The organism is Morganella sp. GD04133, assembly GCF_029835375.1.
GTDB lineage: Bacteria > Pseudomonadota > Gammaproteobacteria > Enterobacterales > Enterobacteriaceae > Morganella > Morganella morganii_B.
Genome location: NZ_JAODZS010000005.1, coordinates 73,018 through 87,667 on the forward strand (window position 1 = coordinate 73,018; position 14,650 = coordinate 87,667).

A 14,650-nucleotide genomic window follows, 5' to 3' on the forward strand; every position below is an offset into this window, starting at 1 on the left:
CGGAACAGATGGATGTATCGTTACTGACACCACAGCGCCCGGTCGTGGTTATCGGCGCGGCTTTCGGCGATGTGATGCTGGAAGTGAATGCCCTGCCGCGCAGCGGGGATGATATCAGCGCCCTGCCGCTCGGGCAGCAGATCGGCGGCTGCGCCTTTAATGTCGCCCGTGCCCTGAGTCGTCTCGGCATTGTGCCGGTCAACGGTATTCCCGCCGGCAACGGCAGCTGGGGAAAACAGGTCACTGCCGCGATGGAAAAAGAAAATCTGCCGGTTCTGCTGCGCCATCCGACGCACGATAACGGCTGGTGCCTGGCGCTGGTCGAGGAAAGCAAAGAACGCACATTCATCACCATCGAAGGCTGTGAACAGCACTGGAGTGAAGAACTGCTCGCGCAAATCCCGGTGCCGGACAATGCCCTGATTTATGTTTCCGGTTACGAGCTGGTCAGTCCGGAAAGCGCACCGCTGCGTAACTGGCTGCTGGCGCAGAGTGCGGATAAAACCCTGTTTGCGGATTTCGGTCCGCGTCTGCGGGATATTGATCCGGACTTTATTGAAAAGCTGCTGGCGAAAAAGCCGCTGCTGACCGTCAACCGTGACGAACTGGCACAGCTCAATCCGCAGGGCGGAAAACAGTCTGAGATACAGACAGACGATGCGCAGGCGTTTGCCGACAGCTATGGTCTGCCGCTAATCGCCCGCTTTGATAAAGAAGGTGCTGTGGTCTGTCAGCCGGGGCAGCAGCCGGTCAGCATCCCGGCATATACGGTGCCGGTGGCTGATACCATTGCCGCCGGAGACAGTCACTGCGCCGGTGTTCTCGCCGGTCTGGCCTGCGGACAACCGCTCACGGATGCCGTACGGACCGGTAATGCGGTGGCGGCCATTGTGGTCAGCCGTCCGGGGTCTGACGGTGCCCCCACCCGCGCGGAATTGAGTGAGTTTTTACATCATCACCCCTGAAACACCGCCCGTTTACCCGACAGCGATGTTCACTCAGCCCCCGGTTTCCGGGGGTTTTTTATACGTAATATCCCGTCATTTTGCCTTTCTGTTCACAAAATCCCCGCCGGAAACGTGCATCCCCCAAAAGAACAATCTTTAATCATCCCTCAATATCTGTGTTGTATTCGTTACCAAAGGACTGATGATGAAGACCGATATCAAGCCACTCTACGGGAGCTGGAAAGCGGGGTTCGCCCTGGATAAACACACTGAATGGAGCAGACCGCTGGGTAAAAACAGTGCCGGGCACATGCAGTTTGATACCAAAAGAACAGAAGTGGGTGAAGCGCTGTACCGGCTGAAATATAAACAGGATTGGTCTCAGCTTGACCCGCTCGCCCGCTGCCTCTCAGATCATATAAAAGCCCGTTTTCCGGATGCCCGTTTCGTCCTTCCCATGCCCGCCTCCACCGCCCGTTCCCGCCAGCCGGTAACAGAAATTGTCCGGCTGGTTTCAGGCATGACGCGACTGCCGCATTTTGATCATTTGCTGCTGAAAGAATCCGGAGGTACACCGCTCAAAAATCTGACTGACAAGCAGGAAAAACTGGATGCCATCGGTGACCGCTATTCTGTTTTTGATCAAATTCAAAATGACGGGTGCTGGAATGTCGTGGTCATTGATGACCTGTACCATACCGGTGCATCACTGGAGTCAGCCTGTCAAGTTCTTCGCGGTTATAGTAAAGTGAACAACATTTATGTGGCGACACTCACCTGGAGACCGGCATGACGACGATTTTCGTCGCAGGATCGATTAAAATCAAAGTATTAGACCCGTTGGTCACTGAACGGCTGAAAAAAATAACCGCCCGGCATCTCCGTATTATTGTCGGTGATGCCGCCGGTGCGGATTCAGCCATTCAGCAATTTCTGAAACAATCCGGTTATCATCACGTCACTGTCTTCAGCAGCTCACCGACCCCGAGAAATAACCTCGGAAACTGGCCGGTGCAGGTGACAGAAACCCCTTATGCGCCGGGAAGCCGGGCATTTTTTACCGCGAAAGACTTAGCGATGGCCGCTGAAGCGGATTACGGACTGATGATCTGGGACAGCCGCAGCACCGGCACTCTCAGTAATGTGCTGGAATTATTAAATCAGAAAAAATATTCCGTTGTTTTTATCCGCGATAAAAAACAGTTTATTGTTGTAAAATCACCGGATCAACTCAGTGAACTGGTCAGTCATATGCCGCCGGATGCCTTTGCCGCCGCAGAAAAGAAAATTCAGCTATCCGAAAAAATCACCCGACTGAAAAACCGGCAAATCACGCTGTTCGGCTGATATCAGTAACTGATCGACGCCAGCAGGTCATCAATATTTTCGATCACTTCACGGCTGGCTTCTTCCATAGCCGTTAAATGCAGCTCCTCATCATGAAGTGAGCCCTGAGCCCTGGCTTCCAGCGCCAGACGCCCGGAAAGATGTACCAGCCGGTGCGGCCTTTCCAGCTTCCGGTAGGCATCATGGCCGGTAAACCGCTGTCCGTCGTCCGCGTAATACCATTTGCCGAGACGGCACTGTGTGTGGTCGTTAACCGATAAATCCGCGTTTCCGTCCAGCAGGCGGCGGTAGATATCCCCTTTCCAGATAACGTGATCCAGCTTGACGGTATTGAGAAACTGCTGAACCGCCACAAACCGGATGATCGCTTCCATCCGCGAGGAACTGGTGATCATATTCTGTAAGCGATCCTCGGCCTGCACCGCGATATTGCGGATGCTGCTCACCAGCTTCTGGTTATCTTCCGCATCCGTATAAATCGCTTTGGCATGTGATTTTATTTTGCCGGTAAAGGCAGTGATATTGACAGCTTCATCCTGAATTTCACCGGATAACTGTTTTATCTCGCGGGCAATCACTGAAAACCCGGCTCCCCGGCTGCCGACATGAGACGCTTCAATCGCCGAGTTAACCGCCAGCAGATTAGTCTGGTTGGCAAGGCGTTCGATATTATTAATGTTCTGATTAATCTGTCCCAGCACAGAGACCAGTTTTTGCGTGTAATCAAGCCCCTTATCCGCGTGCTCACTGATATCATCCAGCACACTGCACAGCTCCTGCATATAGCGGCGTGTTTCGCTGTTATGCAGCGCGATTTCATCCAGTGTGCCCTGCTCCCCGGCAAGCCGGGTGCCGGAATCCAGCAGGGAGTTGCGGATAATCTCTATCGTCGCGATCCCATCCAGCAAATGACGGCACAAAATTTCACCGTGATAGTGCTGCTGTTCATCCGTATTTCCCGTTATCACGTGCTCTGACGGTGCCGGATAAACCGCCGGTTCCTCCCAGAAGACAACGGGCTGTTTTTTTTGTAAAAACATCCATTTTTTCATTATATTCAGCATGTTAATTCCGGTTAAGACAGATAATACAACTCAGGGAAATAGCGCGGATTGCCGCCGGGGTCACATTGACTATCGGCGGAAAAAACAGAGGCTTTATGCAGATGGCGGGGAGTGATAAAAACGGCAGCGGATTTTAATAACCCGCTGCCGGAGAGTGAAAACAGCGATGTTACAGGAAGACGAAGAATAACATACCGACGATGGCACCGGTGGTGCCGAGGATGGTTTCCATCAGCGTCCAGGTTTTCAGGGTTTGTGCTTCCGTCGCCCCGGTAAATTTCCCGAACAGCCAGAAACCGGAGTCGTTCACATGGCTCAGTACAATAGAGCCGCCCGCGATACAAACAGAGAGAGCAGCCAGCTGTGCGCCGGAATAGCCCAGCTCACCGATAACCGGCAGCACCAGACCAACGGTGGTCAGACAGGCAACGGTTGCAGAGCCCTGGATCACACGGACGGCAGCGGAGAGAACAAAACAGGCAGCCGCAATCGGCAGCCCCGCACCAATCAGGGATTCACCCAGTGCCGGACCCACACCGGAATCCACCAGCACCTGTTTGAACACACCACCGGCACCGGTCACCAGCAGGATAATCCCGGCCGGCTGAATAGCGGCAGAGCAGATTTCCATGACTTTATTGCGGCTCATGCCACGGCGGATTGCCAGGCCATAAATCGCCACCAGACAGGCAATCAGGATCGCCAGGAACGGGTGTCCGATAAACACCAGCCAGGCGTGCAGTTTTGAATCCGGATCCACCATCGGCGCGGCAATGGTTTTCAGACCGACCAGCACCAGCGGGAACAGTACCAGCGCCAGGCTCAGGCCGAACGACGGCATTTTACTCTGCCCGATGCTCGGTTCAGTCAAATCTTCCGGCAACTCCAGGGTGACAAACTTACTGATAAAGTTACCGAACAGCGGGCCTGCCAGGATCATGCCGGGGATCGCCGCACACAGGCCGATCAGGATCATCCAGCCGAAATCCGCATCCATCTGGTCTGCCAGCAGCATCGGGGTCGGTCCCGGCAGCAGGAAGCAGGCCGCCGCCGCCACACCGGCAAACAGCGGGATAGCCAGGCGCACCACATTACCGCCGGTCCGGCGGGCAACGGCGAAAACCACGCCGATCAGCAGCACAATCGCCACATCAAAGAACAGCGGCAGCGCACAGATAAGCCCGGCGATCCCCAGCGCGTAGTGCGCCCGTTTTTCACCGAAGGCGTTAAGCAGCTTCACGGCTATCTGGTCGAGTGCGCCGGTTTCATGCAGGATTTTGCCGAACATCGCCCCGAGCGCGACCACTATCGCCAGGAAACCAAGTGTGCCGCCCATACCGTTTTGCATGGTCTGTGTGATCTGCTCCAGCGGCATGCCGGAGAACAGCCCCGCGCCGATAGCCACAATCATCAGCGCCACAAAGGCGTGCAGCCGTGCGACCATCACCAGGAACAGCAGCAGTAATACCGACCCGGCGGCAGTTAACACCAGAGTTAATGTTGTCATGACTGACCTCCGGAAACCTGTCTGATAATCTGAACCGCGCCCGCAATCACATCCTCAAGCGGCGGCTGAATGTCCAGCACCTGCACATCCGGCTCTGCGGCAGTGTCCGGTGCTTCTAAGGTATCGAACTGAGTGATCAGCATTTCCGGTTTGAAGAAATGCCCTTTGCGGGCTTTCAGGCGGCTTTCGATCAGATCAAAATCCCCTTTCAGCCAGATAAATGACAGGTTTTTGTTCTGACGGCGCAGGATATCGCGGTAGCTTTTTTTCAGGGCCGAACAGACAATCACCGAAAGCTCATTGGTCCGCTGCATAGCAAAAATCGCGTCATTGATGGCTTTCAGCCACGGTTCGCGATCGGCATCATTCAGCGGGTGCCCGGCCGCCATTTTTTCGATATTGGCACGCGGATGCAGGTAATCCCCGTCCAGAAAGGCCGCATTCAGCCCGGTTGCAACCCCGTTAGCCACAGCGGATTTTCCGCAGCCGGAAACCCCCATCAAAACAAAGGCGTGATGTGGTTTTTGGCTATCACTCATAACAATTCCTCTTATGCGGTCATTATCACCGGATATGTTACCGGTAACTATTACCGGTAACATTACCAACGGATATGGTTACAATGCAATCAAACACTGTTTTCAGATGAATAAATTGTGACAGTTATCTCAAACGAAATACCTGTCACTTCAGGAAGGGCCGGGAGCCGTTAAATACTCTCTCCCGGTAATAATTCGAAGCCGACATTCACTATCTGCTGAGGCGGCAGTTCACCGCGCAGACGCGCCAGCAGCACTTCTGCCGCACGGCGGCCCATCAGGTCACGCGGTGTGAGAACACTTGCCAGTTTCGGGGTCATCACACGACCGACATCATGGCCGTGGAACCCGGCAACCGCCAGATCCTGCGGAATGCGGATCCCGAGACGCTGACACTCAAAAATAGCACCGATCGCAAGGTCATCGTTGGTACAAAACAGCCCGTCAGCATCCGGATAATCGGCTCTGACCTGGTGCAGTTGTCTCGCCCCCAGCGAATAGGATGAACTTTCCTGCGTCATCACATTGCCCGGTTCAAGCCCGGCGTCCCGCATGGCCTGTTCATAACCCTGAAGGCGCATGAATGTCCGTTCGTCATGACGTGCGCCGAGGTAAATCACACGGCGGCAGCCGCGTGTAATCATGGCCTGTGTCATTTCAAATGCAGCGAGCCGGTTATCCAGCCCGACGGCGGAATCATAGCAGGGAGAGACGCTATCCATCAGCTCAACCACCGGAATGCCGGCGGTAGCCAGCATTTTCAGGGTGCGCGGGGTATGGGTACGTTCGGCCAGGATCAGGCCGTCAATATTGTAGGACAACAGGGAGACCAGGCGATCTTCTTCTTTCTCCGCCTGATAGCCGTAGTGCGCCAGCATCGTCTGATACCCGGCGGCATCCGTCACGGTTTCGATACCGCGGATCACTTCCGCAAACACCTGGTTGGTCAGCGAGGGCAGCAGCACGCCGATAGCCCGGCTGGTGGCGTTGGATAAAATATCCGGCACCCGGTTCGGAATATACCCCAGTTCATCGAGGGTACGGGCAATGGTGCCGCGCAGTTTTTCGGAAACCTGTTCAGGGTTACGCAAAAAGCGGCTGATAGTCATTTTGGTTACACCAACGCGGTCAGCCACGTCCTGTAACGAAGGGCGTTTTTTCTTCATAGTGCTTATCTTAATACAGACTGGTCTGTGTGTCGTCATATCCCGCCAAAAGAGGCCGTAGTTATACCGTATTCCACCCGGAATTTTACCTTGTTTTGACTTACTTCCCTATTTACCGCTGATTTTATTGACTCACCTCATGCTCTGCGCTAACGTCCCGCTGTATAACAATACATATAACGATAACGACGACTGATCACGATGACACTTAACCGCCTCTGTTCCGGATTTCTTTTCTGCTGCGCACTACTGTTCACTTTCCCGGCATTGTCAGCCGCTGCCGCGCCGGAAACTGCCTCTCAGGTCTTTATTTATGGTCAGCTTCCGCCGCCGGAGGCCATTCACCGTGTGGTCAGCAGCGGCCCGCCGACTGATCAGCTGCTGTTTGCGGTCGCCCCGGAAAAACTGCCCGGCTTCGCCTCCCTGTCGGTAAAAAACAGCCCGTATTTTGCGCACCGCTGGCGCGCGCTGCCGGTCACCGGACGCCTCTCCGGACGCGGCAGTACCCTCTCTCCGGAAGCCCTGCTGGCACTGGCACCGGATGTGATTGTTGACAGCGGACTGACCGATGACACTTACCGCTCGCAGGCCGCCCGTTTCAGCCGCCAGACCGGTATTCCGTATATTCTGTTGTCCGGTAATCTGACACAAACGCCGGATCTGCTGCGTCAGGCCGGTGCATTGCTGGGGGAAGCAGAACGCACGGAACAACAGGCACAGCTGGCAGATAAATGGCTGCGGGATGCTGCCGCTTTTGCTGATCGTCAGACACACAACCGCCGTTTTTATCTGGCACGCGGTGCAAAAGGTCTGCAAACCGGCCTGCGCGGCTCCATTCACAGCGAAGCCCCGGAATTGCTGGGGTTTGAGAATGTCGCGGATGTCCCGGATATGCAGGGGCTGGCGGAAGTCTCTTTCGAGCAGTTACTGCAATGGAACCCGGATTTTATTATCGCCCAGGATGTCGTGACGTATGATGCGATTATGCAGGGTGAGGTCTGGCAGAGCCTGGATGCGGTGAAGAATAAGCAGGTCTTTTACTATGCCGGGCTGCCGTCCGGCTGGCTCGACAGCCCGCCGGGACTGAACCGGTTATTAGGGCTGCGCCGCCTTCAGGCACAGTTTGAACCGGAAAGTGCCGATCTGAAAGCAGACACCGGTTTATTTTTCAGCCTGTTTTATCACTCGCCGCTATCGGAGGCACAGATTAACAGTCTGTTATCTGCCCGATGACCACCTCCGCCAAAACCCTGTTACTGCTGGTGCTGCTGATGCTGATCACCGGCATTGCTCTGAATGTTGGTAAGTTCTCACTAACTCCGCAGCAGCTGTGGGACGTGGTGACAGCGAAAATCACCGGCAACAGCGGTGCGGATGATCCGGTGCTGAGCCGCGATATGACCGTCTTCTGGCAAATCCGCCTGCCACGCATTGCCGCCGCGCTGATCATCGGCGGCGGGCTGGCTATCGCCGGGGCAGCGTATCAGGGCATGTTCCGTAACCCGCTGGTTTCACCGGATATTCTGGGCGTTTCCGCCGGGGCGGGGGTTGGTGCGATCCTCGGGATTTTTGCCGGTCAGTCAATGCTTACTATCCAGCTGTTCGCCTTTACCGGCGGGCTGTGTGTGGTTGCCCTCGTCTATTCTGTCGCCCGGCTGGCCCGTCAGCATGATCCGGTACTGTCACTGGTGCTGGTCGGGATCGCCGTCAGCGCCCTGTGCGGCTCTGCCATTTCCCTGATGAAAATTCTGGCCGATCCCTATACCCAGCTGCCTGCCATGACCTTCTGGCTGCTCGGTGGTCTGTCCGCGATTTCACCCGATGATATTAAAACCACCGCCCCGCTGATTTTCGCCGGAATGGTGCCGCTTCTGCTGCTGCGCTGGCGCATGAACCTGCTCAGCCTGAGTGATGAGGAAGCCCGCACTCTCGGGCTGAATGTCACCGTGACGCGGCTGATTTTTATTGCTTCAGCCACCCTGATCACCGCCAGTGCGGTCTCCGTCGCGGGGATTATCGGCTGGCTCGGACTGATTGTCCCGCATATCACCCGTTTGTTAGTGGGTGCCAACTTCAGCCACCAGCTGCCGGTATCTCTGCTGATCGGTGCCATTATGCTGCTGCTGACAGACACGCTGGCACGCACCATTGCCCCGATTGAACTGCCGCTCGGCATTCTGACCTCTGCGGTCGGCGCACCTTTCTTTATTTTTCTGCTGTTGCAGACCCGGAGGAACGGATGAGCGATGTCCTGACCACCCGCGGCCTGGCAGTCGGCTACGGAGAGAAGTTAATACTCACTGACATCAATCTGCAATTGCATCAGGGAGAAATTATTTGTCTGCTCGGTGCCAATGGCTGCGGTAAAACCACTCTGATGAAAACCCTGCTCGGCCTGTTACCGCCGAAAGCCGGGGAAATCCGCATTGATAACACACCGCTGCGTGACTGGAGCGCCGCCGCACTCGCCCGCCGCGTTGCCTATGTACCGCAGGCACACAACATGCCGTTTTCTTTCCGTGTGGCGGATATGGTTGCTCTCGGACGCAGCGCCCATCTCTCTCTGTTTGCCGCCCCCGGACGCGCCGAACGGCAGATGGCAGAGCAGGAACTGGCCCACCTGGGGATCGCCCATCTGGCACAACGCGCCTATTCCCGCCTGAGCGGCGGGGAAAAACAGCTGGTGCTGATTGCCCGCGCCCTGGTACAACAGCCGGGGCTGCTGATTATGGATGAACCGGCGGCCAGCCTCGATTTCGGCAATCAGATAAAATTACTGAATAAGATAGAACAATTACGTGAGAGAGGGATCACCGTGCTGATGTCCACCCACCACCCGCAGCATGCGGCCGCCGTGGCGGACAGTATCGTAATGCTCAGCAAAGACGGCCCCGCCTGCCAGGATAAACCTGCTGCGCTGCTCACACCGGAAACCCTGGCGGCACTCTATCATGTGACACCAGAACATATTGCTGCGCACTTTGCGCAGCCAGCTTATAAGGGATGATCATGACTATTGATGATATCGATTTCGCACAACTCTACCGCGACCATCTCGCACAGGCCGAACGCACCCGCAAAGATCCGGAACACTGGGATAAACGTGCGGAGAAAATGGCACAAAACTGTGCGAACCCCGCCGATCCGTACCTGATCCGCTTTAAAGAGATTGTCGATACCACCGGCGCAAAAACCCTGCTGGATGTCGGCTGCGGGCCGGGCTCTGTCGCGTTACAGCTGGCGGACAGCTTTGAGCAGGTCACCGGCATTGATTACAGCGAAGGAATGCTGAAAGTTGCCCGTCAGCGGGCAGAGACTCAGGGCTGTTCACACGTCACTTTCCGCCACTGCGCCTGGGAAGATGACTGGTCAGCCCTGCCGCCGTGCGATATCGCAGTGGCCTCCCGCTCCACGCTGGTGATGGATTTACAGGCCGCGCTGCTGAAACTGAACCGCCATGCACGGCTGCGGGTTTACACCACTCACACTGTCAGCCCGACATTTGTCGATATCCGCGTGATCCGCGCCATCGGGCGCACGCCGGTCACGCTGCCGACCTATATTTACGCGGTGAATATCCTCAACCAGCTTGGTATTCATCCCGATGTGGAATTTATCCGCAGCCCGAACTGCCAGAGCCGCGACAATATGACCTTTGAGCAGTTTGCCGAAGGGGTGGTCTGGTCGCTGGGACAGCTTGATGACCATGAAATGACGCTGCTGCGCCGCTATTACGACCAACAGGCGGCAGACGGCCTGCCGGTGGTACCCGCCACCCGCGACTGGGCCATGGTTTCCTGGAATGTGGTACCGGAATCGGCCCTGCTGCTGCCGGGAGGCCGGAAGTGATCTACTACAGTGATGCCTTTCTGGACAGCCTCCTGCTGGAAGACATTCATTACGGCGATCTCACCACCCGCGCACTCGGCATCGGCGCACAGAGCGGGGAAATGCACTTTTCCCGCAAGCAGGCCGGTTATGTCAGCGGGCTGACATTGGGTCAGAAATTACTGGAAAAACTCGGCTTACAGACACAATTACACGCGAACGACGGCGATCATACCGAAGCCGGTACCCTGTTACTGACCGCAACCGGTCGCGCGGAAGCGCTGCATCAGGGCTGGAAGATGGTCCAGAATGTAATTGAGTGGAGCAGCGGCGTGACACAGATGACCCGCTGCATGGTGGATACCCTTCGTCAGTATCAGCCGGACGCACAGCTGGCCTGCACCCGTAAAAATATCCCCGGCACCAAACTGCTGGCAACCGCAGCTGTACTGGCCGGAAAAGGCATCATCCACCGTCAGGGCTGCGCGGAAACTATCCTGCTGTTTGCCAATCACCGCCGTTTCCTGGCAGAGCCGGAAAACTGGTGTGCGGCGATTGCCGCATTGCGCCGTGAAGCGCCGGAAAAGACCATTATTGCCGAGGCGGATAACCCGGATGAAGCTTATCAGGCGCTGAAAGGCTGCCCGGATGTGCTGCAGCTGGATAAATTCAGTCCTGATGATATCCGCCGTCTCGTTAAAGATGCGGCGGTGCTGGCACCGGGCTGCACACTGTCGGTTGCCGGCGGACTGAATGCAGAAACCATCGGGCAGTATGCGGATACCGGCGTGAAGCTGTTTGTCACGTCTGCGCCGTATTATGCGTCCCCTGCGGACATTAAAGTCCGGTTATATCCGCGCTGACGGAAAACCGCACAACCTTATAGTGAGTTAAGGGATAAACCGGTCAGGTCACTGAACCGGCCATTTTATCCTTTTGTCTGGCAAGTCGTTATATAAATAAATACATATCGGTAACAGGAAAAATAATAATGAAACGAACTCTACTCTGCTCAGCAATTCTGCTGGCAACCGCGCCTGCGGTACAGGCAGAAAGCACAGATATTCTGACCGTCTGGGGCAGCCCGGTGGCCTCTAATCCGGATGTCATCACACAGCCGCAGATGCAGTCGCTGAACAAAACCAATGCGGCGACAGCGATCAGCACCATGCCGGGTGTGGTTCTCGAAAAATCAGGCAACCGTAATGAGCTGACGGTCAAAGTCCGTGGTTTTGACAGCCGCTAGGTGCCGGTATTCTTCGACGGCATCCCGACTTACGTCCCGTATGACGGCAACCTTGACCTCGGTCGCTTTATGACCAGCGAGCTGGAAAGTATTGAGGTGAGCAAAGGCTATACCTCGCTGTTACAGGGCCCGAACCTGATGGGCGGTGCAATCAACCTCACCACCGCCACCCCGAAAAAACCGTTTGAGGCCAATGTGGCATTCAGCCAGGGCTTCGCACGCGGCGCGGATAATGCCTATAACACCAGCGCCCGTGTCGGCGCACGCAACGATCTCGGTTTTATCCAGCTCAGCGGCAGCCAGTACAAACAGCGTTTCCTCGGCCTGCCGGGATCCGATGATGATAATGCCCTGGCGGGCAGCAACGGCCGCCGTACGCACTCCTCATCCGATGATAAACGCGGCATGGTGAAAGTAGGCTGGACCCCGCGTGAAACCGACCAGTATGTCTTTACTTATCTGAAGCAGGACGGCAGCAAAGACAGTGCGCCATCTGCTGATCCCGGAGCCAAGGGAAAATACAGCTGGTGGGAATGGCCGGATTACAACAAAGAGAGCTACTATTTCAACAGTACCACTCAACTGACAGACGGCGTAAATCTCCAGGGCCGCCTGTTCCATGACAAGTTTGAAAATACCCTGCTGATGTACCCGAAAAAGGGCAACCAGGTGGATTACAGCCGTTATGATGATTTCAGCAACGGCGCCTCTCTCCAGTTAGGGATCGACATGCGGGAAAATGATCTGCTGTCATTCTCCGCACACTGGAAAGATGATGTTCACCGTGCTCAGAAAGAGAAAGGCGGTGACTGGCTGCGTTATAAAGACCGCACCTACTCCGTGGCAACAGAGTATCAGTGGGCTGCCACTCAGGATTTAGATATTATCGGTGCCATCGGTTATGACTGGCGAGAAAGTCGTCAGGTAGATAAAGGTGCGGATGATAATGATCAGCACGCGTTTAACTGGGAAGTGATGTCAAAATACACCTTTGCCAACCAAGACAACGTGCGGTTCTCCGTGTCTGACCGCAGCCGCTTCCCGACACAGAAAGAGCGCTATACCACTGAAAAACCAAAAGACGGTTCGCTGGGTATCATTAACCCGAACCTGAAAGCCGAACGCGCACTGACCTTCGATTTAACCTATGAAGGGAATATCACTGATAAATGGGGCTACCAGGCCAGCATCTATCACAACCGCGTGGATGATGCGATCCTCGCACACACCGTGATTAAAAACGGTGACCGCTACTTCCAGAACCAGAACAGTGGCCGTGTGGATTACACCGGGCTGGATCTGGGCGTGAAAGGCGAAGTCAGTGACTGGCTGAAAACCGGGATCAACTACAGCTACATCCACAGTGATCCGAAAGATGTTGATCATGCGGAAGGACTGCCGAAGCATAAAATGTATGCCTGGGTAAAAGTCACACCGATCGAGCCGCTGACGATCACCCTGTCCGAAAAGTTCCGTGCCTGGAGCTATCAGTACAATGACAGTAATGAGAAAGTGGCCGGTTATGCTCTCACCGGACTGCGCGCGGATTATGACTTCGGTTACGGCATTTCCGTCAATGCCTCTGTTAATAACCTGTTTGATAAATCCTACGAGTACACCAACGGCTATATGGAAGAAGGCCGTAACTTCTGGCTGGGCGTGGAATACCGCTATTAATCAGCAGGACGCTTTTTGTGCAAAGCCCCCCGTTTCGGGGGGCTTTCTGTATTTTCAGACTGACGGAGAGAGTGCCATCCCGCCGCCCGCCGCTTCCCGGCGGTTGATCTGACGCAGCAGGAACGTTGCCACCACACCCAACAGCGCACAGGCGACCGAGAGCATAAAGATATAGCTGTAGCCGGTTTCACCGTATTTATCCAGCCAGTAGCCGGCCACGGAATAATAGAATGCATCCGGGGAAAAGCCGATAAAGGAGGCAAAACCCACCACCGCACCGGTGGTTTTCATCGGGATTTTCGATTCTGCGACTGAGGCAAAATAGATACCACGGAAGGCAAACAGTAACGCACTCAGTACCACCATATTCACCACCGCAAACCACATAAAGGCATTACCTTTCGGGATCACGAGGAACAGAGCACAGTTCACCGCCATGATGATAAAGCCGACAAACATCACGCTGATAGATGATCCGACTTTATCCGTCACGATCCCCGCCACCGGAGAGGCTACCATTTTGATCACATAGGTACGGATAATCGACAGCGCCGTCACCAGGGTAATCGGTACCACATACACCTGTGACAGGTACGGGCTGAGATACGTCAGGCTGGAGAACACCACATAGGTGGAGAAAATAATCAGCCCGATCAGCCACGCTTTCGGCATGGTCACCACACTCATCAGCGAACGGAATGTGGTTTTCTCTTCCGGTTCCCCGCTGTCAGCGGCACTGCTGCGGTGTGCGATCAGGAAGAACAGCAGCACGCCACACATTACGGAAGCACCGGAGTAAAGCCAGACCACATAACGGAAACCGATAGCCGCCTCGGCGAATTTGCCGAAGAAATAGAGGCCGACGAACGAAATCAGCGTGCCGGATACACCGGATAATCCTTCATAAAACCCGAAGATCCGCCCCTGCTCTTTTTCCGTACCCTGCATCCGCACCACTTTGATCGATGCGGCGAAGAACGTCAGGATCGTCGTGACACCCCACAGAATGTGGATCAGCAGGATCGTGTTATACGACGGGAAGGTCGCAAACCAGAATCCCAGTGACCCGGAGGCGATCAGCGAGAAAGTGATCAGGTTGCGCAGTGAAAAACGATCCGCAAACCAGCCGCCGAAGAAGTAGGAAAACATACCGATCAAACCATACAGACTGAGCAGGTTACCGATCTCAATGTGTGTCAGTCCCAGCGCCTGCTGCATCGGATCATAGAACGAAGACTTCAGGTAAGGCAGGCTGTACATTGCGGTGGTACCGAATGCCAGCAGAAAAAGAATCAGCATCCGTCTGACACGGGATTGATTTGCCATGTG

General features: G+C 55.2%; 13 protein-coding genes and 1 pseudogene. 9 read left to right on the forward strand and 5 right to left on the reverse strand.

All coding sequences use genetic code 11. The features are described 5' to 3' along the window. The first annotated feature begins 8 nt into the window (after positions 1 to 8). The 3 genes from N7387_RS03420 (at position 9) to N7387_RS03430 (ending at position 2,294) form a co-directional block, all read left to right on the forward strand. A complete protein-coding gene (locus N7387_RS03420) occupies positions 9 to 965 on the forward strand; it encodes a PfkB family carbohydrate kinase (RefSeq protein ID WP_279796908.1) in 957 nt (318 codons plus the stop codon). Positions 966 to 1,149: 184 nt separating this feature from the next. Further along, complete coding sequence (locus N7387_RS03425; RefSeq protein ID WP_262860127.1) at positions 1,150 to 1,740, forward strand: ComF family protein; 591 nt, start codon at positions 1,150 to 1,152, stop codon at positions 1,738 to 1,740. Continuing rightward, entirely contained in the window at positions 1,737 to 2,294 is a 558-nt protein-coding gene (locus tag N7387_RS03430) for a hypothetical protein (RefSeq protein WP_279796910.1), read from the forward strand. Before N7387_RS03425 ends, N7387_RS03430 begins: the two co-directional genes overlap by 4 nt. A 2-nt stretch (positions 2,295 to 2,296) precedes the next feature. Here the strand turns inward: N7387_RS03430 and N7387_RS03435 are convergent, their stop codons facing one another. The 4 genes from N7387_RS03435 to gntR all read right to left on the reverse strand — a co-directional run bounded on the left by N7387_RS03435 (position 2,297) and on the right by gntR (position 6,570). Next, positions 2,297 to 3,358, reverse strand: coding sequence for a methyl-accepting chemotaxis protein (locus tag N7387_RS03435; RefSeq protein WP_279796912.1), 1,062 nt, complete (start codon positions 3,356 to 3,358; stop codon positions 2,297 to 2,299). Between the two features lie 169 nt (positions 3,359 to 3,527). Next, positions 3,528 to 4,865 (reverse strand): gluconate transporter, encoded by a 1,338-nt coding sequence (gene gntU / locus N7387_RS03440; protein WP_279796914.1) that lies wholly within the window; start codon positions 4,863 to 4,865, stop codon positions 3,528 to 3,530. Then, positions 4,862 to 5,404, reverse strand: coding sequence for a gluconokinase (gntK, locus tag N7387_RS03445; protein WP_262860131.1), 543 nt, complete (start codon positions 5,402 to 5,404; stop codon positions 4,862 to 4,864). Before gntK ends, gntU begins: the two co-directional genes overlap by 4 nt. 170 nt (positions 5,405 to 5,574) lie before the next feature. Next, complete coding sequence (gene gntR / locus N7387_RS03450) at positions 5,575 to 6,570, reverse strand: gluconate operon transcriptional repressor GntR (protein WP_262860132.1); 996 nt, start codon at positions 6,568 to 6,570, stop codon at positions 5,575 to 5,577. Between the two features lie 201 nt (positions 6,571 to 6,771). Between gntR and N7387_RS03455 the strand changes: the two genes are divergently transcribed. The 6 genes and pseudogenes from N7387_RS03455 to N7387_RS03480 all read left to right on the forward strand — a co-directional run bounded on the left by N7387_RS03455 (position 6,772) and on the right by N7387_RS03480 (position 13,321). Continuing rightward, positions 6,772 to 7,803 (forward strand): ABC transporter substrate-binding protein, encoded by a 1,032-nt coding sequence (locus N7387_RS03455; protein ID WP_279796918.1) that lies wholly within the window; start codon positions 6,772 to 6,774, stop codon positions 7,801 to 7,803. Further along, positions 7,800 to 8,813 carry an iron ABC transporter permease gene (locus N7387_RS03460; RefSeq protein ID WP_279796920.1) on the forward strand — a complete coding sequence of 338 codons (1,014 nt, stop codon included), beginning with the start codon at positions 7,800 to 7,802 and terminating at the stop codon, positions 8,811 to 8,813. Before N7387_RS03455 ends, N7387_RS03460 begins: the two co-directional genes overlap by 4 nt. Then, positions 8,810 to 9,577: an ABC transporter ATP-binding protein gene (locus N7387_RS03465; RefSeq protein WP_279796922.1), complete on the forward strand. Its 768-nt coding sequence runs from the start codon at positions 8,810 to 8,812 to the stop codon at positions 9,575 to 9,577. Before N7387_RS03460 ends, N7387_RS03465 begins: the two co-directional genes overlap by 4 nt. A 2-nt stretch (positions 9,578 to 9,579) precedes the next feature. Next, positions 9,580 to 10,419: a class I SAM-dependent methyltransferase gene (locus N7387_RS03470; protein ID WP_279796925.1), complete on the forward strand. Its 840-nt coding sequence runs from the start codon at positions 9,580 to 9,582 to the stop codon at positions 10,417 to 10,419. After that, positions 10,416 to 11,261: a ModD protein gene (gene modD / locus N7387_RS03475; RefSeq protein WP_279796927.1), complete on the forward strand. Its 846-nt coding sequence runs from the start codon at positions 10,416 to 10,418 to the stop codon at positions 11,259 to 11,261. The genes N7387_RS03470 and modD overlap by 4 nt, the downstream gene beginning before the upstream one ends. Before the next feature lie 128 nt (positions 11,262 to 11,389). After that, a pseudogene (locus N7387_RS03480) lies at positions 11,390 to 13,321 on the forward strand (TonB-dependent receptor). A 54-nt stretch (positions 13,322 to 13,375) separates the two neighbouring features. Here the strand turns inward: N7387_RS03480 and N7387_RS03485 are convergent. Continuing rightward, positions 13,376 to 14,647, reverse strand: coding sequence for an MFS transporter (locus tag N7387_RS03485; protein WP_279796929.1), 1,272 nt, complete (start codon positions 14,645 to 14,647; stop codon positions 13,376 to 13,378). Positions 14,648 to 14,650: the final 3 nt, after the last annotated feature.

Bases quoted from the DNA above. Each gene is read 5' to 3' on its own strand.
- N7387_RS03420 (WP_279796908.1), top strand. From the start codon at position 9: ATGGATGTATCGTTACTGACACCACAGCGCCCGGTCGTGGTTATCGGC.
- N7387_RS03425 (WP_262860127.1), top strand. From the start codon at position 1,150: ATGATGAAGACCGATATCAAGCCACTCTACGGGAGCTGGAAAGCGGGG.
- N7387_RS03430 (WP_279796910.1), top strand. From the start codon at position 1,737: ATGACGACGATTTTCGTCGCAGGATCGATTAAAATCAAAGTATTAGAC.
- N7387_RS03435 (WP_279796912.1), bottom strand. From the start codon at position 3,358: ATGCTGAATATAATGAAAAAATGGATGTTTTTACAAAAAAAACAGCCC.
- gntU (WP_279796914.1), bottom strand. From the start codon at position 4,865: ATGACAACATTAACTCTGGTGTTAACTGCCGCCGGGTCGGTATTACTG.
- gntK (WP_262860131.1), bottom strand. From the start codon at position 5,404: ATGAGTGATAGCCAAAAACCACATCACGCCTTTGTTTTGATGGGGGTT.
- gntR (WP_262860132.1), bottom strand. From the start codon at position 6,570: ATGAAGAAAAAACGCCCTTCGTTACAGGACGTGGCTGACCGCGTTGGT.
- N7387_RS03455 (WP_279796918.1), top strand. From the start codon at position 6,772: ATGACACTTAACCGCCTCTGTTCCGGATTTCTTTTCTGCTGCGCACTA.
- N7387_RS03460 (WP_279796920.1), top strand. From the start codon at position 7,800: ATGACCACCTCCGCCAAAACCCTGTTACTGCTGGTGCTGCTGATGCTG.
- N7387_RS03465 (WP_279796922.1), top strand. From the start codon at position 8,810: ATGAGCGATGTCCTGACCACCCGCGGCCTGGCAGTCGGCTACGGAGAG.
- N7387_RS03470 (WP_279796925.1), top strand. From the start codon at position 9,580: ATGACTATTGATGATATCGATTTCGCACAACTCTACCGCGACCATCTC.
- N7387_RS03485 (WP_279796929.1), bottom strand. From the start codon at position 14,647: ATGGCAAATCAATCCCGTGTCAGACGGATGCTGATTCTTTTTCTGCTG.